This window comes from Exiguobacterium sp. HSB13, assembly GCF_056764755.1.
In genome coordinates this window covers 1,726,627-1,750,553 of the sequence record NZ_JBUZOM010000001.1, presented here as the reverse complement: position 1 = coordinate 1,750,553, position 23,927 = coordinate 1,726,627, and the positions used below count along the sequence as shown (strand labels likewise).

22 protein-coding genes are annotated in these 23,927 nt (G+C 48.2%); 15 read left to right on the top strand and 7 right to left on the bottom strand.

Annotated elements, in window-relative coordinates; genetic code table 11:
- Positions 1 to 79 precede the first annotated feature (79 nt).
- From ACZGCQ_RS09270 to ACZGCQ_RS09260, 3 genes are read left to right on the top strand one after another with little or no spacing between them, the layout of a single operon-like run.
- Positions 80 to 946 carry an NAD-dependent epimerase/dehydratase family protein gene (locus ACZGCQ_RS09270; protein WP_481266081.1) on the top strand — a complete coding sequence of 289 codons (867 nt, stop codon included), beginning with the start codon at positions 80 to 82 and terminating at the stop codon, positions 944 to 946.
- Positions 943 to 1,446 (top strand): GNAT family N-acetyltransferase, encoded by a 504-nt coding sequence (locus ACZGCQ_RS09265; protein WP_406747369.1) that lies wholly within the window; start codon positions 943 to 945, stop codon positions 1,444 to 1,446. Before ACZGCQ_RS09270 ends, ACZGCQ_RS09265 begins: the two co-directional genes overlap by 4 nt.
- The gene (locus ACZGCQ_RS09260) at positions 1,443 to 1,934 is read left to right on the top strand and encodes an N-acetyltransferase family protein (RefSeq protein ID WP_481266080.1); all 492 of its coding nucleotides are present in this window, start codon (positions 1,443 to 1,445) and stop codon (positions 1,932 to 1,934) included. The genes ACZGCQ_RS09265 and ACZGCQ_RS09260 overlap by 4 nt, the downstream gene beginning before the upstream one ends.
- A gap of 110 nt (positions 1,935 to 2,044) precedes the next feature.
- On the opposite strand, the gene ACZGCQ_RS09255 is transcribed toward ACZGCQ_RS09260, so the two are convergent.
- The gene (locus ACZGCQ_RS09255) at positions 2,045 to 3,043 is read right to left on the bottom strand and encodes an NAD(P)/FAD-dependent oxidoreductase (protein ID WP_023469135.1); all 999 of its coding nucleotides are present in this window, start codon (positions 3,041 to 3,043) and stop codon (positions 2,045 to 2,047) included.
- Positions 3,044 to 3,286: 243 nt separating this feature from the next.
- Here ACZGCQ_RS09255 and ACZGCQ_RS09250 point away from each other — a divergent pair, with 243 nt between their 5' ends.
- From ACZGCQ_RS09250 to ACZGCQ_RS09225, 6 genes are all read left to right on the top strand, one after another.
- The gene (locus ACZGCQ_RS09250; RefSeq protein WP_029342410.1) at positions 3,287 to 4,498 is read left to right on the top strand and encodes an NAD(P)/FAD-dependent oxidoreductase; all 1,212 of its coding nucleotides are present in this window, start codon (positions 3,287 to 3,289) and stop codon (positions 4,496 to 4,498) included.
- A gap of 81 nt (positions 4,499 to 4,579) precedes the next feature.
- A complete protein-coding gene (locus ACZGCQ_RS09245) occupies positions 4,580 to 4,897 on the top strand; it encodes a YuiB family protein (RefSeq protein WP_023469133.1) in 318 nt (105 codons plus the stop codon).
- 101 nt (positions 4,898 to 4,998) lie between these two features.
- The gene (gene glcT, locus ACZGCQ_RS09240; protein ID WP_023469132.1) at positions 4,999 to 5,856 is read left to right on the top strand and encodes a glucose PTS transporter transcription antiterminator GlcT; all 858 of its coding nucleotides are present in this window, start codon (positions 4,999 to 5,001) and stop codon (positions 5,854 to 5,856) included.
- A gap of 217 nt (positions 5,857 to 6,073) precedes the next feature.
- Positions 6,074 to 7,597 carry a glucose-specific PTS transporter subunit IIBC gene (gene ptsG, locus ACZGCQ_RS09235; protein ID WP_029342409.1) on the top strand — a complete coding sequence of 508 codons (1,524 nt, stop codon included), beginning with the start codon at positions 6,074 to 6,076 and terminating at the stop codon, positions 7,595 to 7,597.
- A gap of 128 nt (positions 7,598 to 7,725) precedes the next feature.
- Positions 7,726 to 9,834 carry a glucose-specific PTS transporter subunit IIBC gene (gene ptsG, locus ACZGCQ_RS09230; RefSeq protein ID WP_350464357.1) on the top strand — a complete coding sequence of 703 codons (2,109 nt, stop codon included), beginning with the start codon at positions 7,726 to 7,728 and terminating at the stop codon, positions 9,832 to 9,834.
- 152 nt (positions 9,835 to 9,986) lie between these two features.
- Complete coding sequence (locus ACZGCQ_RS09225) at positions 9,987 to 11,504, top strand: MDR family MFS transporter (RefSeq protein ID WP_481266079.1); 1,518 nt, start codon at positions 9,987 to 9,989, stop codon at positions 11,502 to 11,504.
- 108 nt (positions 11,505 to 11,612) lie between these two features.
- On the opposite strand, the gene ptsP is transcribed toward ACZGCQ_RS09225, so the two are convergent.
- On the bottom strand, positions 11,613 to 13,337 hold the full coding sequence (gene ptsP / locus ACZGCQ_RS09220) for a phosphoenolpyruvate--protein phosphotransferase (protein WP_047393452.1): 1,725 nt from the start codon (positions 13,335 to 13,337) through the stop codon (positions 11,613 to 11,615).
- Between the two features lie 353 nt (positions 13,338 to 13,690).
- Here ptsP and ACZGCQ_RS09215 point away from each other — a divergent pair, with 353 nt between their 5' ends.
- The 3 genes from ACZGCQ_RS09215 to ACZGCQ_RS09205 are packed head-to-tail and all read left to right on the top strand — an operon-like array spanning position 13,691 to position 15,919.
- Complete coding sequence (locus tag ACZGCQ_RS09215) at positions 13,691 to 15,103, top strand: leucyl aminopeptidase (RefSeq protein WP_481266078.1); 1,413 nt, start codon at positions 13,691 to 13,693, stop codon at positions 15,101 to 15,103.
- Positions 15,100 to 15,270 carry a hypothetical protein gene (locus ACZGCQ_RS09210; protein ID WP_158513350.1) on the top strand — a complete coding sequence of 57 codons (171 nt, stop codon included), beginning with the start codon at positions 15,100 to 15,102 and terminating at the stop codon, positions 15,268 to 15,270. The genes ACZGCQ_RS09215 and ACZGCQ_RS09210 overlap by 4 nt, the downstream gene beginning before the upstream one ends.
- Complete coding sequence (locus ACZGCQ_RS09205) at positions 15,251 to 15,919, top strand: DUF429 domain-containing protein (RefSeq protein WP_481266077.1); 669 nt, start codon at positions 15,251 to 15,253, stop codon at positions 15,917 to 15,919. The genes ACZGCQ_RS09210 and ACZGCQ_RS09205 overlap by 20 nt, the downstream gene beginning before the upstream one ends.
- Here ACZGCQ_RS09205 and ytvI read toward each other — a convergent pair.
- Positions 15,899 to 17,023, bottom strand: coding sequence for a sporulation integral membrane protein YtvI (gene ytvI / locus ACZGCQ_RS09200; RefSeq protein WP_214730053.1), 1,125 nt, complete (start codon positions 17,021 to 17,023; stop codon positions 15,899 to 15,901). The two genes, ACZGCQ_RS09205 and ytvI, sit on opposite strands and share 21 nt — an antisense overlap.
- A gap of 93 nt (positions 17,024 to 17,116) precedes the next feature.
- Here ytvI and ACZGCQ_RS09195 point away from each other — a divergent pair, with 93 nt between their 5' ends.
- Complete coding sequence (locus tag ACZGCQ_RS09195) at positions 17,117 to 17,302, top strand: hypothetical protein (RefSeq protein ID WP_047393459.1); 186 nt, start codon at positions 17,117 to 17,119, stop codon at positions 17,300 to 17,302.
- Positions 17,268 to 18,155, top strand: coding sequence for a MazG nucleotide pyrophosphohydrolase domain-containing protein (locus tag ACZGCQ_RS09190; protein ID WP_481266076.1), 888 nt, complete (start codon positions 17,268 to 17,270; stop codon positions 18,153 to 18,155). Before ACZGCQ_RS09195 ends, ACZGCQ_RS09190 begins: the two co-directional genes overlap by 35 nt.
- Before the next feature lie 254 nt (positions 18,156 to 18,409).
- On the opposite strand, the gene ACZGCQ_RS09185 is transcribed toward ACZGCQ_RS09190, so the two are convergent.
- From ACZGCQ_RS09185 to ACZGCQ_RS09170, 4 genes are read right to left on the bottom strand one after another with little or no spacing between them, the layout of a single operon-like run.
- Complete coding sequence (locus ACZGCQ_RS09185) at positions 18,410 to 19,600, bottom strand: aminotransferase (protein ID WP_481266075.1); 1,191 nt, start codon at positions 19,598 to 19,600, stop codon at positions 18,410 to 18,412.
- On the bottom strand, positions 19,597 to 20,094 hold the full coding sequence (locus tag ACZGCQ_RS09180) for an Lrp/AsnC family transcriptional regulator (RefSeq protein ID WP_029342399.1): 498 nt from the start codon (positions 20,092 to 20,094) through the stop codon (positions 19,597 to 19,599). The genes ACZGCQ_RS09185 and ACZGCQ_RS09180 overlap by 4 nt, the downstream gene beginning before the upstream one ends.
- Before the next feature lie 4 nt (positions 20,095 to 20,098).
- The gene (locus tag ACZGCQ_RS09175) at positions 20,099 to 20,893 is read right to left on the bottom strand and encodes a glycosyltransferase family 2 protein (RefSeq protein WP_481266074.1); all 795 of its coding nucleotides are present in this window, start codon (positions 20,891 to 20,893) and stop codon (positions 20,099 to 20,101) included.
- A gap of 56 nt (positions 20,894 to 20,949) precedes the next feature.
- Positions 20,950 to 21,189, bottom strand: coding sequence for a NifU N-terminal domain-containing protein (locus ACZGCQ_RS09170; RefSeq protein ID WP_023469118.1), 240 nt, complete (start codon positions 21,187 to 21,189; stop codon positions 20,950 to 20,952).
- 456 nt (positions 21,190 to 21,645) lie between these two features.
- Between ACZGCQ_RS09170 and ACZGCQ_RS09165 the strand changes: the two genes are divergently transcribed.
- Positions 21,646 to 23,913 carry a ribonucleoside-diphosphate reductase subunit alpha gene (locus ACZGCQ_RS09165; RefSeq protein ID WP_481266073.1) on the top strand — a complete coding sequence of 756 codons (2,268 nt, stop codon included), beginning with the start codon at positions 21,646 to 21,648 and terminating at the stop codon, positions 23,911 to 23,913.
- Positions 23,914 to 23,927: the final 14 nt, after the last annotated feature.

Here is a 23,927-nt window from a genome sequence, read left to right as displayed (position 1 = left end):
TGCCTTCTACAGGAGACCTGTTCCGTTGACTCGAAATATTAAGAGAGTGAATGCTACTACGAACAGGGAGGGCTTCAAGATGAGAAAAGTATTGATCTTCGGGGGAACACGCTATTTTGGACGACGCTTAGCGATTCGGTTAGCCGATTCAGGGGATGATGTGACGATCGTCACACGCGGCGAGCATACTCCACCGGTCGCGAAGGGCTTGACATTCTTCAAAGGGGACCGGACATCAAGCAGTACGATGAAGGACTTGAGCCAACAGCACTGGGATGTCATCTATGACAATATCTGTTTCACACCGTATCAAGCGAAGCTCGCGGTCGACGCGTTTGAAGGAAAAGTCGGACGCTACGTGTTGACGTCGACGATGTCTGTCTATGAAGACGGTGGTGCGAATATCACCGAGCGTGCCTATAACCCGTTTCCCGGGAAATATGATCTTGAGAAGGAACATGGATATGGCGAAGGGAAGCGCCAAGCGGAGAGTTATTTCTTCCAAAGGGCGACGTTCCCAGTCGTTGCCGTCCGTTTCCCGGTCGTTCTCGGACCCGATGACTATACGGAGCGACTTGTTTTTCATATCAAGCGGGCGCTTGACGGGCGTCCGATCGTTGCTGAAAACACATACGCAAAGATGGGTTATATCTCAAGTTACGAAGCCGCTGCCTTTCTTGAGTGGTGTGGTCGCTCGGAACTGACGGGACCGATCAATGCTGCAAGTGACGGTGTCTTATCGATTCAAGACCTATTGGATAAAATCGACCGCGTTGCGGGAACGACAAGTCAACTCGTCGCAAAAGGAGAGGATGAATCACCGCTTGCGCCAGAACGCGATTTCTATATGGATACAACAGCTGCGAAACAAGCGGGCTATCTGTTCCAACATGTCGATGACTGGCTCGATCGTTTGATTGAAGAGGAGGTGCGCAATCACCAATGATGCAGTTGATGAAACCAACTCTTGCGTGGGAGACGGAGTACCGCGCCTTTTTAGAAGACTGGCGAGAGTCGGGCGAAGCGATCGTGCCGGAAGCAGTCGGAGACACATATGAACCACTCGGCGCTTATTTTGCGGAACTCAAGGAGATGGAGACGACGGTCAGACCGGGTCTTGTCACCCATTCGACGTACTGGATGGTCGACGGGCAACGAATCGTCGGTGCGCTGAACTTCCGGCATGATTTGACGGAGAACTTGAAGTTATACGGCGGACACATCGGATACGGGATCCGACCATCTGAGCGTCAGAAAGGGTATGCGACGACTGGTCTTCGATTGGCGCTTGAAGAAGCACGACAACGTGGACTGGATCAAGTACTACTGACGTGTGGCGTTGATAATCTAGCATCACGTCGTGTCATCTTAGCGAACGGCGGACGAGAAATCGAGCCGACTGTTCGTAATGGACGCGAAACACGTCGCTTCATCATTGCGTTATGAGTATCCGTAAAGCACGTCTTGAAGATGCGTCAGCCATCGCGCACGTTCATATCGATGCCTGGCGTGAGACGTATCAAGGGATCATCCCGGCTTCGTATTTAGCACAGTTGTCGCATGCGAAACGGACGAAACAATGGGAGCAGACGTTAGTCGATGAGCACGTGTATGTTGTGGAATCAGAAGACGAAATCGTCGGATTTGCGCAAGGTGGACCGAATCGAAGTGATGCGCGTGAAGGGGAGCTCTATGCGATTTATGTCTTACAAGCGTCTCAAGGGCAGGGATTCGGGAAAGCGTTGTTTCACCAGATTGCTGATGATTTAGCGGAGTATGAGACAATGCAGGTTTCTGTCTTGCGAGATAATCCTGCGTGTCGGTTTTACGAACGATTTGGTGGTCAGGTCTTCGAAGAATCGACGATTGAGCGTGGTGGAGTGGAACTCGTACAACGGGTTTACCGGATACCTGTTAAAAGATCATCCGTATGAAATCGGACGTTTTCAACATCTTAAGTGTGATTCCATCAAAATGAGAGGTCGGGCTCCGGTATGTCATCCGGAATCCGACCTCTCATCATTTGCAGTCATTCACATATATCTCAAGAATGATTCGTTACTTTTTCGAATAGACTCGTCGAGTGTTGCGGGTGACGAGCAGATGGATCAACGAGAAGCTTCGCTTGGTTAACGGCGATCGGTGCTTCACCGAATCCTGTTGCGATCAGTTTAACGCGTCCTTCGTAAGTCGCGATATCACCACAAGCGAAGACACCTGGAATCGCTGTCTCCATCTTCGAGTTGACGCGAATCGAATTGCGTTCGAATTCAACTTCCCATTCTTTAAGCGGTCCGAGTGACGAGACGAAGCCGAAGTTACAGACGACATCGTCCGCAGCGACGACGACGACTTCACCACTTTCAGCATGTTTGAACGTCAGCGTCTCGATGTGCGTCTCACCTGTAACTGATTCAAGTGTATACGGCGTCATGACGTTGACGGACGAATCGTGTAACAATTCGACCGAATGTTCATGGGCACGGAACTTATCACGACGGTGGACGAGCGTGACGGATTTTGCGATCGGCTCAAGCATCAATGACCAGTCAACTGCTGAGTCACCGCCACCCAGTAAGACGACTTGGCGATCCTTGAAACGTTCCATGTCGTTGACGAAATAGTGTAAGTTCGTTTCTTCGAAGCGTTCTGCATCCGCTACTCCGAGTGGACGCGCCGCGAACGAGCCGTTTCCTGCCGTCAAGATGACGGTCTTTGTATAATGCTCGCCTTTATTCGTGACGAGGCGGATGATTCCGTCATCCATCCGTTCGTAAGCGATGACTGTCTCACCGAGCACGTATGTCGGATCGAATTCATTTGCTTGTTCAAGCAACCGATCGACCAGTTCCTGTGCTTTTACTTTCGGAAAACCGGCAATATCGTATATATATTTTTCAGGATAAAGCGTAGCGAGTTGACCACCTAATTGAGGTAGACTCTCGATGACCTTCGTCTTCATCTGGCGCATTCCTGAATAAAACGCGGTGAACAGTCCGACCGGACCGCCGCCGATGATCGTGACATCATATGGTTGGTGCATCTGATTCCCTCCTAGCGTTGGATAGGTCCATTATATAGGAAGTAGGGGGTGAAGGTGCAAGTACGGAACATCTCACATTTTTTTAAGGGAAATTACATTTTTCTTTTGCAATCATTCCTGAAAAGTGTTTCAATAGGCTTATAGACATGTGAACATTATTTGAACAAAATTTTTGAGCATTCGTCTGTAATTGAATGTGAAGAAAATCACAACAAAACTACGATTCGTAAGGAGTATCAGAACATGAACACACCTAACATTGTTATTCTTGGAGCGGGCTACGGTGGATTGATCACAGCAGTCAACCTTCAAAAGAAACTCGGCGTCGATCAAGCGAACATCACGTTGATTAACAAACACGACTATCATTACCAAACAACTTGGTTGCATGAACCAGCTGCAGGTACGATGTCTGCGGAGCAAGCGCGCATCTACATCAATGATGTCATCAACCCGTCACGCGTCAAACTTGTCAAAGGTATCGTTGAGAAAGTCGACACGGCTGCTAAAACGGTTCTCTTACAAGATGGCGGAACAGTTCCTTACGATTACGTCGTCGTTGCTCTCGGTGGCGTTCCTGAAACATTCGGTATCAAAGGATTGAAGGAACACGCGCTGACGATCAGCTCGTTGAACAGCGTCCGTAAAATCAAGGAACATATCGATTACTCATTCGCACAGTACAAAACAACAGGATCACAAGATCGTTCACTCTTGACGATCGTTGTTGGTGGTGCTGGATTCACAGGAATCGAGTTCATGGGTGAGCTCGTCAACCGTATTCCAGAACTGTGCAAACAATATGACATTCCACGCGAACTCGTTCGTGTCGTCAACATCGAGGCAGCACCGACAGTCCTTCCAGGATTCGATGCAGATCTCGTCAACTATGCACACAAATGGCTTGAGCGCCAAGGCATCGAGTTCAAACTCGGTAACGGCATCAAGGAATGTGGACCAGGAAGCGTCACATTCGGTCCGCTTCAAGGCGACACGACTGAGACGATCGAAGCGAACACGATCATCTGGACTGGTGGCGTCAGCGGTAACCCTGTCGTTGCAGCATCTGGTTTCGAAGCGATGCGTAACCGTGTCGTCGTTGAAGAAGATCTCCGTGTTCCAGGACACGACAATGTCTTCATGATCGGTGACTGTTCAGCAGTCATGGACCCAAGTTCGAACCGTCCGTACCCACCGACTGCACAAATCGCGACACAACAAGCACACAAAGTCGCTGAGAACATCGCAGCACTCATCGCGGGTCGTCAAACATCGACGTTCACGTACGAGAACAAAGGAACGGTCGCTTCACTTGGTCACAAAGACGGTATCGGCATGGTCTTCGGTAAGAAGATTTACGGTCGTAACGCATCGTTCATGAAAAAAGTCATCGACAACAAACACTTCTTCGAACTGAAAAAACTTGGTCTTGCGATCAAAAAAGGGAAGTTCTAAGTTCACGTTTTAGGCAAATGTACACTCGTGCATTTGCCTTTTTTGTCGGTTATACTAAAAGAGATTCAAAGGGGGAACAGTATGCATATCATTCAAGCCGTGATCGGGAGTGTCCTTTATCTCGTCATGTTCTTTAGTATCGGATTCATCTTAAACATGTTGTTGCGGAGTACATGGGTGATGCTCGTACTCTATCCGGTCATCATCATCATGATGATCGACAACCAATCGACGCTCGAATACTTCACGAATGCTCGTGAAGCGATTCCGAATCTTGGGGACCGGATTGCTGGTCTACAGACAGCGGATATCACGATGTTCGCGGCTGGTCTTGCCGGAATCATCATCGCCGGTCTATCGATTCGCTTCTTGCGTAAGAGCGGTTACCAAATGTTTTAAAGTCTACTTGAGTAAGTAGGCTTTTTTCGTGTCTGAAAAACCGTTATAATAAAAACAATGTCTTTAAATAAATGTGTAAGAGCAGATTGGGTTGAGAGCGAATGGATAAACAAATGTACCACGTTATCAAGGTATTGAATAATAATGTCGTCATTTGTTCGACTGGTGCGAATCAGGAAGTCATTATCCTCGCGAAAGGGATTGGCTTCGGTCGGAAGCCAGGCGATCAACTGACAGATCTCGACAAGTTGGAAAAAGTCTACACGTTGAAGGATAAAGAAGAACAGGATCAATATAAGGCGCTCGTCGGTCATCTCGATGAGAATTTCATCGCGTTGATGAACGAGATTGTCTCGATGATCGAGACACGCTTCGGAAAAAAGGTCGACGAACATATCCATATTGGATTGACGGATCATTTGACGTTTACGTTCAAGCGACTCGAACAAGGAATGGAAGTCACGAATCCGTTTCTTGCTGAAACGGAAGCCTTGTATCCGGAAGAGTACGCCCTTGCAGAAGAAATCGTCGAGTTCATCAGTGCCGAGATGAATTTTTACCTGCCTCCAGCGGAGACAGGATTCATCGCACTTCATATTCATTCGGCGACGAACTTCAAAGACGTACTCGAAGTCAACCGCCATCATCAACTCGTCGGTTTAATTGCTAGTCATATCGAACAGCGACTGGAGATTAAAATCGATCGAAAATCGCTTGATTACAAGCGTCTGATTCGGCATCTTCGTTCAGCGATTGAAAGGGTTTCCAATGGGGAGTATCTAGAGGCTCCAGAAAAAGTAGAAAAGCTATTGCGTGAAGAATATCCGCTATGCTATGATACTGCTTGGGAGCTGATGTCCATCATGGAACGTCAGTTGAAGAAAGCGGTACCGCGCGGTGAGGCGACGTATCTTACGATGCATCTGCAACGCTTAGTGCAGTACGATTCAGGTAAATGACCGCACGGACTACGTGTTACTGATACGATCAGGCATGAGTGGGATGTCGGGCAAGAAGCTTTATTTCCGTTATTCAACGGGATAAGTCTATTGTCTACAATCCGCTCGTGCCTGATTTTTTTCTGTAAAAAATCGGTCAGATGTCTGACTTTTTTCGTCTCAATCATTGGCATTATTCATCATACTTCGCTCTTAACAGGAAAAGGAGGAAACACACATGTTCAAACAGATTTTTGCTGTTCTTCAACGTGTCGGTAAAGCGTTGATGCTTCCTGTAGCGATTTTGCCAGCTGCCGGTATCCTACTCGGATTCGGTAACGCGATGCAAAATCCGAACTTGACGTCAAAACTCGAGTTCTTGAAAAATGATGCAATCATCAAGGTTGCAAAATTGATGGAAGCAGCTGGGGATATCATCTTCGGTAACTTAGCACTCTTATTCGCGGTCGGTGTCGCGATTGGTCTTGCAGGGGACGGCGCAGCCGGACTTGCGGCAATCGTCGGATTCTTGATCATGAACAAAACAATGAGCGTTTGGCTCGGCGTTACACCAGAAATGGTTGCTAACGGTCAAGGATATGCAAACGTACTCGGTATCCCAACACTTCAAACTGGGGTATTCGGTGGTATCATCATCGGTCTGATCGCAGCTTGGGCGTACGGGAAGTACCATAATCTCGAATTGCCACAGTTCCTTGGATTCTTTGCTGGTAAACGTTTCGTTCCAATCGTCACTGCTGTCGTTTCATTGTTCGCAGGTCTTGTACTTGTATTCGTTTGGCCGTTCGCACAGGACGGATTGAACACATTCTCCCACTTCATGATGGAGAAAAACCCAACACTCGCAGCATTCGTCTTCGGTCTCATCGAACGTTCGTTGATTCCATTCGGTCTTCACCACATCTTCTATGCACCATTCTGGTTCGAATTCGGTTCGTACACGAATGCAGCAGGTGATGTCGTTCGTGGTGACCAAGCGATCTTCTTCGCTCAATTGAAAGATAACGTTGAATTGACTGCTGGTACATTCATGACTGGTAAATTCCCGTTCATGATGTTCGGTCTTCCAGCAGCAGCTCTTGCTATGTACCACGAAGCTCGTCCTGAGCGCCGTGCAGTCGTTGGTGGTCTTCTTGGATCAGCAGCACTTACAGCATTCTTGACAGGTATCACAGAGCCAATCGAATTCGCATTCTTGTTCGTTGCTCCAATCTTGTTCGCAGTTCACGCAGTCTTCGCAGGTCTCTCGTTCATGACGATGCAATTGTTGAACGTTAAGATCGGTATGACATTCTCTGGTGGTTTGATTGACTTCCTTCTCTTCGGTGTTCTTCCAGGACGCACGCAGTGGTGGCTCGTCATCGTCGTCGGTCTTGCACTCTCTGTCATCTACTATGTTGGATTCCGTTTCGCAATCCGCAAGTTCAACCTGAAAACTCCAGGTCGTGAAGATGCAGCGCAAGAGACTTCATCTGCTCAAGGTTCTGAACTCGCTGAAGGTATCCTTGATGCACTCGGTTCAGAGTCGAACATCAAACACTTGGATGCATGTATCACACGTCTTCGTGTCGAAGTTCTCGACAAATCGAAAGTCAACAAAGATGAGTTGAAAAAATTAGGTGCTGCTGGTGTCCTTGAAGTTGGTAACAACGTTCAAGCGATCTACGGACCGAAATCAGACAACATCAAGTCTGAAATCCAAGCCGTCATCGCATCACGTAAACAAGAAAAAACAGTCTAAAGTTTTTAGAGTGAGTCCTTCTGCGGAAGGGCTCATTTTTTTTGGAAAAATCTTTTAGAATCGTTTTGCGCTAGAATATTTTAGGGTATGAATTAAGTAGTTTGTTTAAAAAAGGAGGGAATATACGCATGTGGAAAAACGTGTTTGGTGTCTTACAGCGGATCGGTAAGGCCTTGATGTTACCGGTAGCGATTTTGCCGGCAGCGGGGCTATTGCTCGCGTTCGGGACAGCGTTTCAAAACCCGAACTTGACGCAATATTTACCGTTTCTCGAGAACGATTCGCTAGTCGTCATCTGGCGGGTCATGCAGGATGCGGGTGATATCATCTTTGCGAACCTCGGGTTACTGTTTGCCGTCGGGGTCGCGATTGGTCTTGCGAATGGGGAAGGGGTCGCCGGTCTAGCAGCGATCGTCGGTTTCTTGATCATGAACAAGGTCATCAGTTCTTTCTTACAGATCACACCAGAAAAAATCACGGAAGCACAGAAAGCGAGTGACTTGTCGTATGCGACGGTCCTCGGGATACCGACCTTGCAAATGGGGGTATTCGGAGGGATCATTGCCGGTTTGATAGCAGCGTACAGTTATAATAAATTCTTTAAAATCAAACTGCCTGATTTCCTCGGATTCTTCGCAGGGAAACGTTTTGTTCCGATTGCAACCGCCTTATTCAGTCTTGTCGCCGGGTTTGCCTTATCGTATATTTGGCCACCGATCGGCAGTGGAATCAACACATTCTCGAAAACAATTATCGAAGCGAACGAACCGTTGTCTGCCTTTATCTTTGGACTCGTCGAACGTTCGTTGATTCCGTTTGGTCTTCACCATATCTGGTACTCAAGCTTCTGGTTCCAGTTCGGTGAATATACGGATAAAGCCGGAACGATCATCAACGGGGATCAGCGGATCTTCTTCGCACAGTTGAAGGACGGTGTACCATTTACGGCAGGGACATATATGACTGGGAAATATCCATTCATGATGTTCGGTCTGCCAGCAGCCTGTCTTGCGATGTACCACACGGTCGCAAAGGATCGTCGTAAAGCCGTCGAAGGTCTCTATTTCTCAGCTGCGTTGACTTCTTTCCTGACTGGGATCACGGAGCCAGTCGAGTTCTCCTTCGTATTCGTTGCACCACTTTTGTTTGCCGTTCACGCTGTCTTTGCAGGTCTTTCATTCATGATCATGGATTTACTGAACGTCAAGATCGGGATGACGTTCTCCGGTGGATTGATTGACTACACGTTGTTTGGGATTCTACCGAACCGAACCTCGTGGTGGCTCGTCATTCCAGTCGGTCTTGTCTTCGCCGTCATCTACTACTTCGGATTCCGCTTCGTCATCACGAAGTTTGATCTGAAAATTCCAGGACGCGAAGCGATTAAAGAGGGTGCCGCTACCTCAACGGCACAAGCAGGCGATCTACCGTATGAAATTCTACAAGCATTCGGTGGTCCATCAAACATTAAACACTTAGATGCTTGTATCACGCGTCTGCGGATTACGGTCAATGATAAATCAGGCGTCAACAAGGATCGCTTGAAAGAACTAGGTGCTGCTGGTGTTCTTGAAGTCGGAGATAACGTCCAAGCCATCTTTGGACCGAAATCCGATGGGATCAAGTCAGAAATGGCAGATATCATGAAAGATCCAAATTATAAACCGAAAGAGACACCAGAAGCAGATCCAATTCCACAAGTACCAACGGGAGACGAAGCACGGACTTCTGGAACTACAGCAGATGCCGGTCCACTCGCTGGAGATCGTGGTGGGGCTTACGTGCCTGAAGATGGATATGTCGCACCGCTGAGCGGTATCATTCGTTCTCTCGATGATGTGCCGGACCAAGTCTTCTCCGGTCGCATGATGGGTGACGGATATGCGATCGAGCCAACGGAAGGATATGTCGTCTCTCCAGTCTCTGGTGAGATTACGACGTTCTTCCCGACGAAACACGCGATCGGTATTCTTGCGGATAATGGAGATGAAATCTTGATTCACATCGGTATTGATACGGTATCACTCGAAGGAAAAGGATTCGAGGCGTTGGCGAAAGCCGGCGATCGTGTCGAACCGGGGACACCACTCCTCAATGTAGATCTTGAACAAGTACGACCGCTCGTACCATCATTACTGACACCAATCATCGTCACGAACAGCGGCGATCGAAAAGTCGACGTTGATGTCGGACGGACGGTCGAAGCCGGAGAAGCGATTTCGTATCGTGTAGAGTAAAGAAGAAAAGCGACGGATCGCCCTGAGCGATCCGTCTTTTTTGTGTGAAACGATCGTAGAGCACATTTTATAATGAGATTTTGCACATATGATGATACAATGAGTTAGCTATTATAAGAGTTAGCTAATTTTTTGAGAAATGAGGTGCGTCGATGTCTTCGACTACAACAAAAACGAATACGACACCTGTCGTCATCGGATTATTGATTGGAATTTTAGTCGCAGCAATGGATAACACGATCGTTGCGACAGCGATGCCGACGATCGTCAGTGAACTGAATGGGTTTGATCAGTATGCATGGGTCACGTCGGCTTACATGATCGCAACCGTTGCTGGGATGCCGATCTTCGGTAAACTGAGTGACATGTATGGAAGAAAACGCTTCTTCCTCTTTGGGATGCTCCTCTTCATGGTAGGGAGTATCTTGTGTGGAATGGCAGACTCGATCATTGAATTGTCTGCCTATCGTGCCTTGCAAGGGCTTGGTGGTGGGGCGTTGATGCCGATTGCCTTTACGATCATCTTTGATATCTTCCCACCGGAAAAACGGGGGAAAGTCAGTGGGTTGTTCGGAGCAGTTTTCGGTATTTCGAGTATCTTCGGACCATTGCTTGGTGCCGTATTGACGGATTCCCTCGACTGGCGCTGGGTGTTTTACATTAATATTCCACTTGGTTTGATTGCCCTTGGTCTCGTGACGGTCTTCTATCAGGAATCACCGGTGCACCGGACACAGAAAATCGACTATGTCGGTGCCTTTACGCTTGTCGCCGGATTGGTGTTATTCTTACTCGCACTTGAAATGGGTGGAAAAGAATATGCGTGGTCTTCGCCACAAATTCTTGGTCTGTTCGGAGCAGCGTTCGTCGCGTTCGTTGCCTTCGCATTTGCTGAACGACGTGCTGCGGATCCCGTCATTACGTTCAGTCTATTCCGTCGTCGCTTATTTGCGGCAACACAGGGCGTGGCGTTCTTTTATGGATTCGTCTTCATCTCGGCGAGTGTATTCATTCCAATCTTCGTGCAAGGTGTCTTTGGTGGAAGCGCGACGAATTCCGGTCTGATCCTGATGCCGATGTTGATTGCCTCGGTCATCTCGGCGCAACTCGGTGGACAGTTGCCGAACAAGTTTGGATTCCGGAACGTCATGATCGTCTCAGCGGTCTTCTTCCTACTCGGTGTCTATCTCCTTAGTACGATGACGCTTGAGACATCGCGGACAGCGGTAACGATCTATATGATCATTCTTGGCTTCGGTGTTGGCTTTAGTTTCTCTCTGTTGAATCTAGCGAGTATCAATGGCATCGAGATGCAACGTCGTGGCGCAGCGACCTCGATGGGCTCGACATTCCGGACAATCGGGATGACGCTTGGTGTCACAGTCCTCGGAATCATTCAATCACGGACGTTCGCGTCAGCTGTAACGGATCGGTTGCCGCAAGGTGGAGCGCCGTCCGGTGGACAGTTCCCAACGGCTGCTGCGTTTGCGAAGATGCCACCCGAAGTTGCGACAGCAATCAAGACATCGCTTGCAGAATCGATCTCAACCGTCTATTTCTGGGCGTTGATTCCAGCAGTACTCGGTGTCATCTTTATCTTCTTGATGGGGAATGAGCGTCCGATTCTGTCGGAACAAGCAACGCCAGCGAAGAAGAAACAAGCTCAATAACCACCGTTTCAACAACGTCTTCTTTCTTATTAGAAAGAGGCGTTGTTTTTTTGTTGAATTAGACAAAAAAAGACGAACCTGGATTACTCCAGATTCGTCTGACAGAACTTATTTTTTGATGTCGAATGTCGTGCTGAGGAAGTCAACGACTTCTTCTGCCGTATCCATATCGAGCACTTGTTCAACGATTGCTTCACATTCCGACTTGTTGAGGCGTGTCATCAAGCTACGTGCGCGAAGGACAGATGATGCTGACATCGAGAACTCATCAAGACCAAGACCAAGAAGGATTGGGAGTGCCAATTCTTCTCCTGCCATCTCACCACACATGCCGACCCATTTGCCTGCTTTGTGTGCTTCAGTGATGACGTTGTTCAAAAGGTTCAAGATCGCTGGGTTGAACGGTTGGTACAGGTATGATACTTTTTCGTTCATCCGGTCTGCTGCCATCGTGTATTGAATCAAATCGTTCGTTCCGACTGAGAAGAAATCGACTTCTTTTGCGAACTGACGAGCCATGACCGCTGTTGCTGGGATTTCGACCATCATACCGACTTCGATGTCTTCCGATACCGTGACGCCTTCAGCTTGGAGGTTTGCTTTTTCTTCAAGGAGAAGTGCTTTTGCAGCACGGAACTCTTCGATCGTTGCGATCATCGGGAACATGACAGCAAGTTTACCGTATGCGCTCGCACGAAGAAGTGCGCGTAATTGCGTACGGAACAAGTCTGTTTGATCGAGACAGAGACGGATCGCACGGTAACCGAGGAACGGGTTCATCTCGTGTGGGAGATCAAGGTACGACAATTCTTTATCGCCACCGATATCGAGTGTCCGGATGACGACTTTTTTATCGCCCATTGATTCGAGAACTGTTTTGTAAGCTGTGAACTGCTCGTCTTCCGTTGGAAATGTCTCTGCATCCATGTAGAGGAATTCCGTACGGTAGAGACCGACTGCTTCTGCACCGTTCTCAAGAACGCCTTTGACATCGTTTGGTGTACCGATGTTTGCAGCGAGCTCGACGTGATGACCGTCAGCCGTCATTGTTTTTTCGTTCTTGAGTTTTTTCCACTCTTCTTTTTGTGCGATGTATGCTGCGCGTTTTGCTTCATACTCAGCCACTTGCTCTTCGCTTGGGTTGACGATGACGTCACCTTCAGCACCATCAAGGATGAGAAGATCGCCGTGTTTAACGTCCGTCAAGACGACTTTTGTTCCGACGACTGCTGGGATTTCGAGTGAACGTGACATGATGGCAGAGTGCGATGTCCGGCCACCAATGTTCGTTGCGAAACCTTTAGCATATTTACGGTTCAATTGAGCTGTATCTGAAGGAGTCAAGTCTTCTGCGATGATGATGACTTCTTCGTTGATTTGAGCTGGAGTGACGAACGTGATACCGAGAAGGTGAGCCATCGTCCGTTTCGTGACGTCACGAACGTCTGCTGCACGTTCGCGCATGTATTCGTTATCCATTGATTCGAAAATCATGACCATCATGTTTGCGACTTCATCGAGTGCTTTTGCAGCATTTGCTTGCTCATCCTCGATTTTTGCGTTCACCTGACTGACGATTTCCGGATCTTCTAAGATGAGAAGGTGAGCCGAGAAGATCTCCGCTTTATCTGGACCTAATTCTTGTAAGGTATTTTCACGAATGACTTCGAGTTCCGTCTTCGATTTTGCGATCGCTGCTTGGAAACGTTCTTTTTCCGCAGCTGCATCCTCGATTTTGTGCGATGGAATCTCAAAGACCGGTGTTTCCATCACGAATGCTTTTGCAATCGCGATCCCTGCAGAAGCGCCAATTCCCTTGATATGTTGTGCCATGTGCATTACCCTCTTTTCAGTAAGTTTTTTTAACGCGACGACTTCGTTTCTTAGCTATCTATAGATACCCATAAACGCCTCTCTCTTAACGAGCCTTCTGCGCACTCTCCCTTGAATGAAAACGTAGACATTTCTCGGAACAGCAAACGCATCGTTTCTTGAAGTGTCTCAACATTTCACCCGTTTAATCCTATCATATTGTGAAACGGGCAACAATTGTTTGAAACCAAGCATTTCGACAAATTGTCGAACAGAAGTAGTGAAAGCGTTTGCGGTCGGTTGAGAGGCTATCAGTTGGAAAATGACTGAAAACACTTCATACTAATAGATACTAGTCAAAGGGGGAGTTTTATATGCAAACGAATCAATCCGTAGATGTACTCGTTGTCGGGATTTCAGGAAATCAACCGCTCGATGAACGGTTACAGGCACTGTATGGTGACAAATTAGAAGAGTGGGTCCGTCAAGGTGATATCTCAACGAAACGTGGAGAACTTCGACTGTTGCCGACATTATCGGGAGACGTGGCACGTGTCTTGTTCGTCGGGCTCGGGAAAGTCGATCAGCTTTCGCAAGATGATTTGCGTCGCTTACTCGGAAAAGCAGCACAACATGTTAAAGCACGTCGCTTAGAACATGTCACAGTTGATGCGACGACATTCCCAGGACAACCGGTCGAACTGATTGCCGAGACATTTACCCTCGCTACATATGAGGTCAAGCATTATAAGACGTCGCCTTCTAAAGCATATACGTTACAACTGACGATCTTACCTGAAGAGGAAGAAGCAGTACGCCGCGGGACAGTCTTGGCTGAAGCGACGAACTTAGCGCGTCGTCTCGTAACGATGCCAGGGAATCTCTTGACAGCGCCAGCACTTGCGGACGAAGCCCGTTTCATCGCGGAGCGTCATGGGCATGATCTTCGGATCATCGATAAGGAAGAGATGGAAGCACTCGGCATGGGTGCCTTGCTTGCCGTCAACCAAGGATCCGTCATTCCACCGAAATTGATCGTCCTTGAATATAAAGGTTCAGCAGAAGCACCAATCGCGGTCGTCGGAAAAGGCGTCACGTTCGATACAGGTGGTTATTCCATCAAACCGAAAGACGGGATTGTCGGAATGAAGGGCGACATGGGAGGCGCGGCAGCCGTTCTTGGTCTGTTCGAAGCACTCGGTCAGCTCAAGCCAGATGTTCACGTCATCGGTGTCATTCCGGCAACCGACAATATGATTTCCGGGGATGCCTTCAAGCCGGACGACGTCATTACATCGATGGCAGGAAAAACGATTGAAGTCTTGAACACGGATGCGGAAGGGCGGCTTGTTCTCGCTGACGCAGTCACGTACGTCAAAGAGTATCAGCCAAAAGCGATCATTGATCTTGCGACGTTGACAGGTGGTGTCCTTGTTGCCCTTGGAACAGAGATCACGGGTGCGTTGACGAATGATGCGTCACTTTACGAACGTTTTGAACAGGTGACGAAAGAGACGAATGAGATGATTTGGCAAATGCCGTATGTCGATGCCTTCATTAAACAAGTCCGCCGTTCGGAAGTTGCAGACTTGAACAACTCACCGGGACGTATGGGACATATGATCTTCGGTGGTGCGTTCGTCGGGGAATTCGTTGGTGACACACCATGGTTGCACCTCGATATCGCAGGAACTTCGGAACAAAATCAAGCGTCTGAGATTGGTCCAAAAGGAGCAACGGGCGTCATGGTTCGTAGTCTGTATCGATTCGTCGAGCAAGAAAAATGAGACGCTGGAATTTACTCGGTGTCTTGTTGACGATTCTTGCCGTCGTCTGGTACTTGGATGCGCGCGATCGTCTATCGCTCGGTCTCGCGACGTTCATCGGTATCTTCACCGTCTTATCACTACTGCGTTCTTTCCGGGAGAAGACGAATGCACGTCATCGGAATTGATGCGGCAAAGGCGGGGTGGGTCGTCGTTATGTACGAAAACGATCGTTATAGGGGATTTGTCGAACCGACGCTTGCACAGATTCCGATCGCCGACCGGATTTGGATCGATATGCCGATTGGTTTAACGGAAGGACGACGCGAAACGGATCAGTTGTTACGACAGGAATTACGCCCTGGGCGGACGAGTAGTGTCTTTAATGCACCGTTTCTCAGTGCGCTGACAGCTTCAACGTATATGGAAGCAAATGATTTAGCGAAACAACATGTGGGGATCGGGCTTTCAAAACAAGCATGGTATCTCTTACCGAAAATCAAAGAAGTTCGTCAGGTATATCGAACGGAGATGATTGAAGCTCATCCAGAAGTCTGTTTCGCGCGACTCGCCGGTCATCCGGCACGCTTTTCAAAGAAAACGACGGAAGGCATTGCGGAACGAATCGAATTGCTGGAGCGCTTTGATTGTCCGCCGTTATGGGAACAGCGTCAGTCGCATGTTGCGATCGATGATTGGCTCGACGCTTGTCTGCTTGCGACCGGCGCCCGTTTTCCGTGTGATTACTTACCGGCGAGTCGACCGGTGGATCCGGAAGGGTATCCGTTATATGCAGCTCTACCGAAAAAATCACCCTCACCGAAATGGTGTGGGTGATCCTTTGACGAAGTCCCAGATATAATGAAAAATCTGGGCGTTGTAGAGTGCTTTTAAGATGACAGCGATCAATGGTCCGAGAATCAGTCCGAAGACACCGAAAAATTGAATTCCGACGAACAGTGCGATCAATGCTGTAATCGGTTGAATGCCGATATTATCGCCGACAATCTTCGGTTCCATGATGTTACGTTGAAGAATGACGAGGGCGTACAAAATACCAAGTCCGATTGCAAGAGTCGTATCTCCGGTAATCAAGGAGTAGGCGATCCAAGGCAAGAAAACGGAACCGGTACCGAGATACGGCAAGATATCGAAAAAGGCAGCGATAAACGCAACTGCAAACGGATGCTCGACACCAATGATGAACAAACCAATCAAGACGATAAAGAACGTGATCGTGATCAAGGTGAACTGTGCTTTGAGATAGCCGAACAAGGCAGACCGTAAGCTCAGGAAGACCGACTCGAAACGGGCAAACCAAGGGAGCATCTCATAGCGTTTCAATCGCATCTCGTACTGGTGCCAATCTTTTGCGATGAAGAACCAAGCGAGTAACACGATGACGAAAATCAATGCAATCGATGGTAATGTCGCAAGAACCGTCTGTAGCATCATGGCGATACTTTTTGAACCTTCGCCGATTGCACTCGCAAGCGAACTACCGAGTGATTGGATACTGTTTTGAACCGTATTTTGTTGTGATGGTTCCAGTGAACGTAAGGCTTCAGAAGCATCGTTCCAAATCGGTGCCAGTTTTTCATTGTACAGCTTTTGAAAATACAGGCTCAACTCTTGGATTTGCGCCGGTAATTGATTGGCGACGAATACAAGACCACGAATCAACTGCATGATGATCAAGGCGAGCGAGCCAACCAATAAGCCACTGATCAAAATGATCGACAACAACGCACCCCATCCACGATTGATCCGTAACCGCTTTTGGAAGAAATCGACGAGCGGTCGGCTGAATAGGGCAAGTAGAAACGCAAAGACGAATGGATACAAGATGGACGAGAGGCGGATGAGTAACCATCCACCAATTAAGAAGGCGAAGATCACCGTCAGGAACCGGGCCATTTGCCAAAGACGTTCAGTCGACACAAGCAACACCTCTTACTGGATTATGTAGAATTTATTGATATCATCATATCATGTTTAGGTAGATTACGAGTCATTCAAAAGGAGGAGATCTCGATGCGTAAAAGAGAAATTGGACTATTTGCTGCGTTGATTGCTGCGACATCTGTCGGAATCCGGGAATGGAAGAAAAATCAGGCGTATGCACAACGCGTCAAGCAAGAGACAGAAGCGCACGTACGCCAAGCAATCGTGGAGGGTCAGACAGATGGAACAGATGAAGACACTGCAACAAAAGGTTGATGCGACGATTCGCTCACTCGGCGGTTATTTTCGACCGTTATCTGGTCTCGCACGCCTGACGGAGGAAGTCGGAGAAGTCGGTGAAGCACTAGAACAAAATGATGTAGAAGTCCTGCGTTCGGAACTTGTCGACGTCTTGATGATCTCAACCTGTCTTGCGAATCAATACGTGACGAATCTTGCAAAACAGCATGAGACACTCGGTACGGAAAACGACGATCAGGACGGTTCGTTTTATCGACTTGTACATGAAGCAGGGCAAGTTGCACGTGTCATGAACGGGTATGAAGGCGATAAACCACCGAAAGTGAAAGATACGATTGTGCCAATCGGTCATTCCCTAGCACGTCTGCAACGCGAACTGTTTCGTTTAGCACGACCGCTTCAACTTGATTTACTGACAGAAATCGACCGGACGAATGAGAAGAATCTGAAGCGGGATAAAACACGCTTCGCGTTGACGCGTGATCCCATCACGGAAGAGACGATTGATCATTTCCGGAGTGCGACAGGAAGTGAGGTGCGCCTCTGGGGAGCCCCTGTGTACGAGGAAAACCAAACGATCGAGGACAACATGGAGGCAGCATTACCGTCACTCCGACGTTTCCTCCGATGTGCGCCGATTGAAGGAATCGAGGCGTTCGTCTTCGAGGCACCGATGGAACGCTCACGTAGTTTGATTGAAGTGAAAGAACTCGCGGACGAAATGGGACGGTTGATCAAAGAGCGGACACCGCTTGACTTCAAGGATTCACCGTATCGGTTGGAAGTCTTTGCGCCGCAACTCGGTCCGATCTCGCCGTACCACGCAGAAGACGATCATCGGATGTTTCTTGTTCTCTATATCGATTAAATAAATAAGGGACTGACTAAAAAAAAGAATGACGCGTCTTTTCACGCCCTTTCCTCAGGCGAGACACAAGCCAGTTTTCCTGCTTCATTCCAGCAGGAAAACGGGTCTTGATTGTCTCTGACAGCGCAAATGCGCTTTTTCCTCTAGGAGTGGCGTGTGACGGGTCATTCTTTTTGTTACGAAATAAGGGTGGCAGATTATCATTCTGCCACCCTTATCTTGTGGAGATTGACTTTTGAGTCAACCTTTTATTTTTAATGTGAACGAGACGATGCTGCCTCATCTTGAGTCTGCCATTTTTTCATGAAGCGCTGAATCCGAGCGATCGCTTCTTGTAGTTGTTCAATCGAACTCGCGTAACTTGCTCGGACATACCCCTCACCACTTGCTCCGAAGACGGATCCTGGAACGACGGCGACGCGTTCAGCGAGTAACAATTGCTCCGCGAACTCTTCACTCGTTAGTCCAGTATGACCGATGTACGGGAAGGCATAGAAGGCGCCACCCGGTAAGTGTGTCGGAAGACCGGCATCGTTTAACGCCTTGACGAAATAGTTCCGGCGTTGCCGATAACTCGTCACCATGTCAGGAACCGTCTTATGACGTGAACGGAGTGCTTCAATGCCCGCGAATTGAACGAGTGTCGGGGCACACATCATCCCGTATTGATGCACCTTCAGCATCGATTGCGTGATTGCAGGTGGTGCACAAGTGAAGCCAAGCCGCCAGCCTGTCATCGCGAAGGCTTTCGAGAAGCCGTTGATGATGATCGTCCGCTCTCGCATACCGGGAAGGGTCGCGAAACAGACCGCTTCCGTTTCGTAAGACAGTTCCGCATAGATTTCGTCGCTGATGACGTATAGATCATGTTTTTGGACGAGTAACGCTAGGTCCGCTAATTGATCGCGTGTCATTGTCGAGCCCGTCGGATTCGATGGGAAACAGAAAATGATTGCTTTCGTCTTGTCCGTTAGCAATTGTTCGATCGTTTCCGGTTGAATCGCAAAACCATCTTCTGCATGACACGCAGCGGCGACAGGAATGCCTCCAGCGAGTTCAATTAAAGGGGCATACGAGACGAACGCCGGTTCAACGACGATGACTTCATCTCCTGGATTGATCAAACTACGAAACGCAAGGTCAAGTCCTTCTGAGGCTCCGGTCGTGACGATGATCTCTTCCGTCGTTGAATAGGAGATAGCGAACTTTTCTTGCATATAGAGTGCGATTTCCTGACGTAACTCGAGCAAACCGGCGTTCGCACTATACGCTGTATAGCCTTGTTCGAGTGCTGCGAAGCTCGCTTCGCGCACATTCCATGGCGTGACAAAATCAGGTTCACCGACACCAAGGGAGATGACGTCTTCCATCGATCCTGCTAAATCAAAGAAACGACGGATACCGGATGGGGCTAGCTGTTCGACACGTTCAGATAGAGACTTCATGGAGACACCTTCAATCGTTTGTCGTCATCATCCTGACTGAAGAGAACACCATCGTGTTTGTAGGTCTTCAAGCGGAAATGGGTCGTCGTCGAGATGACGGAGTCGAGCGTCGATAATTTTTCCGAGACGAATTGAGAGACTTCTTGTAGCGATTTGCCATCAAGTACGACTTGTAAGTCATATGCGCCCGACATCAGATAAAGAGACGTCACTTCCGGGAAGCGATGAATCCGCTCCGCTACCTCGTCAAAACCGCGTCCACGTTTCGGTGTGACTTTGACATCGATGAAAGCTGTCACACCATGGTGGGCATGAATCTTTTGCCAGTCGATGACAGCGGTGTAACCAAGTAGGACACCGTCGCGTTTGAATGTCTCGATGGAAGCTGCTACTTCTGCCGCTTCCCAGTCGAGCATTTGCGCAAGTAAGTCCACGTCCATCGGACCATTTTGTGTTAATAATGCTAATAATTCGAGTTGTTTTTCGGTGTACATGGAATCACTCACTTTCTGTCAATTGACCATTGAAGGTACGGCGGGTCTGGCGCAATCGTGCGCGTCGCTCAGCCTGGACGATATGAAAGTTCTTCATTTCAGTTGTCGGAAGTTGGTGTTTTTCAACGAGGCGTTCAAAAAAGACGCGTCGCGCCGCATCCTGACGCGCGGATTCATGATTACCCGCCGGATTGAAAGCATATAAGACGGTCGCGCGCGCCGGGTGCAGTATTAAATGATCCTTGCCGACGCGTAAGATCCAATCCCAGTCCCAGTAGTTGAAGACGTCCTCGTCAAACGGACCGAGTTGGTCGTGGAGCGATTTACGGTAGAGTGACCCGGACGGAATATACGTCGAGTCTTCTCGAATCGTCTCTGAATCGTACGGATACGCGAATGGCTCAGAATCGATTGCAATCCGGTGATCCTCTTCCCAGCGATACGTAAAGAGTTCCGCGTCTGTATAGGTGAGATCGGCACCAGCTTCGAGATCGCCGACCGCTTCTTCGAGGTGACTCGGTAATAAGAGGTCATCGTCATCATGAAGTAAGATATACCGACCGGAAGCGAGCGTGACACCATGATTTCGAGCACGAACATGATGGTTTTCAGGTAACTCGACATAGGTCAGTTGAAGACGGTCCTGATATGCAGTCGTCACTGCTGAGACATCGTCTCCATTATTGTTTAAGACGATGACTTCGAAGTCTTGATAGTGTTGACGTGTCAACGCTTCTAGCGCTTCTGCTAATTCACGAGGACGATTGTACGTCGGAATGATGATGGATACGGTTGGCATCAGTGATCGCTCCTTGAACAAAGACACCTGTCCAGGAACAGGTGTCTTCTTGTTTTTTACATGTTTGCTTCAATACGTGGTAGCAGTTCGTTCCATTCTGCTTCTGGTTCTTTCGTAACCGTCACGAAGTCGCCGTAAGCGAACAGATTGTCGATGCCATCGAGGGCGATCAATGATGCGAGCAACGCATCTTCAGGTGTATCTTCTTTTTTGACACTCGTACTTTTAGCACCGAAGCGCTGTTCTTCGAGCGTAATTTTGACGGAATTCGGATTTGGTGTGTAATCGACTTGCATGAGGTAAGCTCCTTTCAACGTACATACGTATATGCCGTCTTTTCGTGATAGATGGATTGAATCCTTCTTCCTGATAGACGGAAGATCGATACGTTCAGTATATCAGAAAATTCGAAGAGAATATTTTTCTTCTAGTAGGAGAAATGGACCATCTTTATTTTAACGGTTCACTTGACCTTATAATGCATTTTACTCGCTATCTCAATATATCTCAAAAGGCGTCATGATGCCTTTTTCAAATTGTTTGACCTGAATTTCAAAGCAAGGGGTTATTTTTTTGAATTTCAGTGATAACCTATATCTTGTACATTAACAGGTTTAAAAACGGCTAAAACGTCTATATATAGAGTGATACTTGTAGAGTCCTTTCTATATGTAGGACGTCTTTTTTTAGTTTAGCGTATTTCATCGTGTAATGCGAACCTGTTTAACGATAGAGAATGGGAGTGGTTCATAGTGGCATCTCCACTGAATACAGCACGCATCTTTAAGGGTGCAATGACAATAGAAGACGTATATGTCGTGATTAGACAAGCAACGGAAACGTATTCGGAACTTGATATCGACCGCTATACTGAACGTGCCATCCGAGCGCTTGAAGGAAAATCCCTACAAGCCGATCAAGTCTATGAACTGTTAACAATGCACGCACTCGATATGTTGAAGGCAGAAGAGCCGAACTGGACATTCGTAGCGACAGCGACTTACTTAAATCGGTTATACCTTGAAGCAGGTGAAAATCGCGGATATGCAGCGGAAGAACGATATGGTTCGCTGTATACGCTGATTGAAAAACTGACAGAAATCGGCATCTTCACGAAACATTTACTAGATGCGTATTCGAAGGAAGACATCAACGAACTGTCGGCAACGATCGATCCGTCCCGCGACCACTTGTTCACATACATTGGTCTTCGAACTCTGGCAGACCGGTACCTCGCACGCGATCACGTCAAAAACCTGTACGAGCTACCACAAGAACGGTTCATGGTCATCGCGATGACACTGATGCAGAACGAACCGAAGGAACGTCGTTTAGAACTCGTCAAAGAATCTTACTGGGCATTGTCGAACCTCTACATGACAGTTGCGACTCCGACGCTTTCGAACGCTGGTAAGTCTTACGGTCAACTTTCTTCATGTTTCATCGATACAGTCGATGATTCGCTACGTGGCATCTACGACTCGAACACGGACGTGGCGACACTTTCTAAAGGTGGCGGCGGAATCGGCGTCTACATGGGTAAGATTCGCTCACGCGGATCAGACATCAAAGGATTCAAAGGTGTCTCAAGCGGTGTCATCCCGTGGATGAAACAGTTGAACAACACGGCAGTCAGCGTCGACCAGCTCGGTATGCGTCAAGGATCAATCGCTGTGTATCTCGACATCTGGCATAAAGACATTCTCGAGTTCCTGGACGCGAAGCTCAACAATGGGGATGAGCGACTTCGGACACATGACTTATTCACAGGTGTTAACTTACCGGACCGTTTCATGCGTGCCGTCGAAGCACGAGAAGACTGGCATTTGTTTGACCCACATGAAATTCGGACGGTCATGGGCTTCAGCCTCGAAGATTACTTCGATGAGACGGAACAAGGTGGCAGCTTCACGGAACGATACGAAGCATGTGTCAACGAGCCACGCCTCAGCAAAAAAACAGTTCCGGCAATCGATCTCGTCAAACGTTACATGCGTTCGCAACTTGAGACAGGAACGCCATACATGTTCTTCCGTGACGCCGTTAACCGTGCGAACCCGAATAAACATGCAGGCATGATCTATTCATCAAACCTTTGCTCGGAAATCATGCAGAACATGAGCCCGACGACCGTGACAGAAGAATACACGGAAGACGGTAAAATCATCGTCACGAAGACACCAGGGGACTTCGTCGTCTGTAACTTGTCATCGATCGCACTTGCACGTGCAGTTCGTTCTGACGTCCTAGAGCGATTAATTCCGATTCAAATGCGGATGCTTGATAACGTCATCGACTTGAATACGATCGATGTTCCGCAAGCACAATTGACGAATCAAAAATACCGTGCCGTTGGTCTTGGCACGTTCGGTTGGCACCATCTGCTCGCACTCGAAGGCATCCGTTGGGAATCGGTCGAAGCGGTACAATACGCAGACCGTCTCTACGAGAAGATTGCTTACTTGACGATCGATGCGTCGATGCAACTTGCGAAAGAGAAGGGCGCGTACCGTCTCTTCGAAGGTTCAGAATGGCAAACAGGAGAGTACATCAAACGTCGCCACTACAAAACGACGGATGAACTTGATTGGGATCGTCTCCAAGCCGACATCACGGCGTACGGAATGCGTAACGCATACTTGATGGCGGTCGCACCGAACTCATCGACGGCGATCATTGCGGGTAGTACGGCATCGATTGATCCAATCTACAAAAAAGTCTACTCGGAAGAGAAGAAAAACTATAAGATCCCAGTCACTGTTCCGGATTTAACACCGGAAACGAACTGGTTCTATAAATCAGCGTTTGAGATCGATCAGTTATGGAGCATTCGTCAAAATGCTTCACGTCAGCGTCACATCGACCAAGCGATCAGTTTCAATCTGTATGTGAAAAACAACGTCAAGGCGAAAGAGTTACTCGAGATGCACATGGAAGCGTGGCAACTCGGGATGAAGACGATCTACTACACGCGTTCGACGACGGTTGAGATCGACGAATGTGAATCGTGTTCATCATAAGATAAGGAGGACGA

Coding starts and splice junctions, on each gene's coding strand:
- ACZGCQ_RS09270 (WP_481266081.1), top strand. CDS start 80: ATGAGAAAAGTATTGATCTTCGGGGGAACACGCTATTTTGGACGACGC.
- ACZGCQ_RS09265 (WP_406747369.1), top strand. CDS start 943: ATGATGCAGTTGATGAAACCAACTCTTGCGTGGGAGACGGAGTACCGC.
- ACZGCQ_RS09260 (WP_481266080.1), top strand. CDS start 1,443: ATGAGTATCCGTAAAGCACGTCTTGAAGATGCGTCAGCCATCGCGCAC.
- ACZGCQ_RS09255 (WP_023469135.1), bottom strand. CDS start 3,043: ATGCACCAACCATATGATGTCACGATCATCGGCGGCGGTCCGGTCGGA.
- ACZGCQ_RS09250 (WP_029342410.1), top strand. CDS start 3,287: ATGAACACACCTAACATTGTTATTCTTGGAGCGGGCTACGGTGGATTG.
- ACZGCQ_RS09245 (WP_023469133.1), top strand. CDS start 4,580: ATGCATATCATTCAAGCCGTGATCGGGAGTGTCCTTTATCTCGTCATG.
- glcT (WP_023469132.1), top strand. CDS start 4,999: ATGGATAAACAAATGTACCACGTTATCAAGGTATTGAATAATAATGTC.
- ptsG (WP_029342409.1), top strand. CDS start 6,074: ATGTTCAAACAGATTTTTGCTGTTCTTCAACGTGTCGGTAAAGCGTTG.
- ptsG (WP_350464357.1), top strand. CDS start 7,726: ATGTGGAAAAACGTGTTTGGTGTCTTACAGCGGATCGGTAAGGCCTTG.
- ACZGCQ_RS09225 (WP_481266079.1), top strand. CDS start 9,987: ATGTCTTCGACTACAACAAAAACGAATACGACACCTGTCGTCATCGGA.
- ptsP (WP_047393452.1), bottom strand. CDS start 13,337: ATGGCACAACATATCAAGGGAATTGGCGCTTCTGCAGGGATCGCGATT.
- ACZGCQ_RS09215 (WP_481266078.1), top strand. CDS start 13,691: ATGCAAACGAATCAATCCGTAGATGTACTCGTTGTCGGGATTTCAGGA.
- ACZGCQ_RS09210 (WP_158513350.1), top strand. CDS start 15,100: ATGAGACGCTGGAATTTACTCGGTGTCTTGTTGACGATTCTTGCCGTC.
- ACZGCQ_RS09205 (WP_481266077.1), top strand. CDS start 15,251: ATGCACGTCATCGGAATTGATGCGGCAAAGGCGGGGTGGGTCGTCGTT.
- ACZGCQ_RS09195 (WP_047393459.1), top strand. CDS start 17,117: ATGCGTAAAAGAGAAATTGGACTATTTGCTGCGTTGATTGCTGCGACA.
- ACZGCQ_RS09190 (WP_481266076.1), top strand. CDS start 17,268: ATGGAACAGATGAAGACACTGCAACAAAAGGTTGATGCGACGATTCGC.
- ACZGCQ_RS09185 (WP_481266075.1), bottom strand. CDS start 19,600: ATGAAGTCTCTATCTGAACGTGTCGAACAGCTAGCCCCATCCGGTATC.
- ACZGCQ_RS09180 (WP_029342399.1), bottom strand. CDS start 20,094: ATGTACACCGAAAAACAACTCGAATTATTAGCATTATTAACACAAAAT.
- ACZGCQ_RS09175 (WP_481266074.1), bottom strand. CDS start 20,893: ATGCCAACCGTATCCATCATCATTCCGACGTACAATCGTCCTCGTGAA.
- ACZGCQ_RS09170 (WP_023469118.1), bottom strand. CDS start 21,189: ATGCAAGTCGATTACACACCAAATCCGAATTCCGTCAAAATTACGCTC.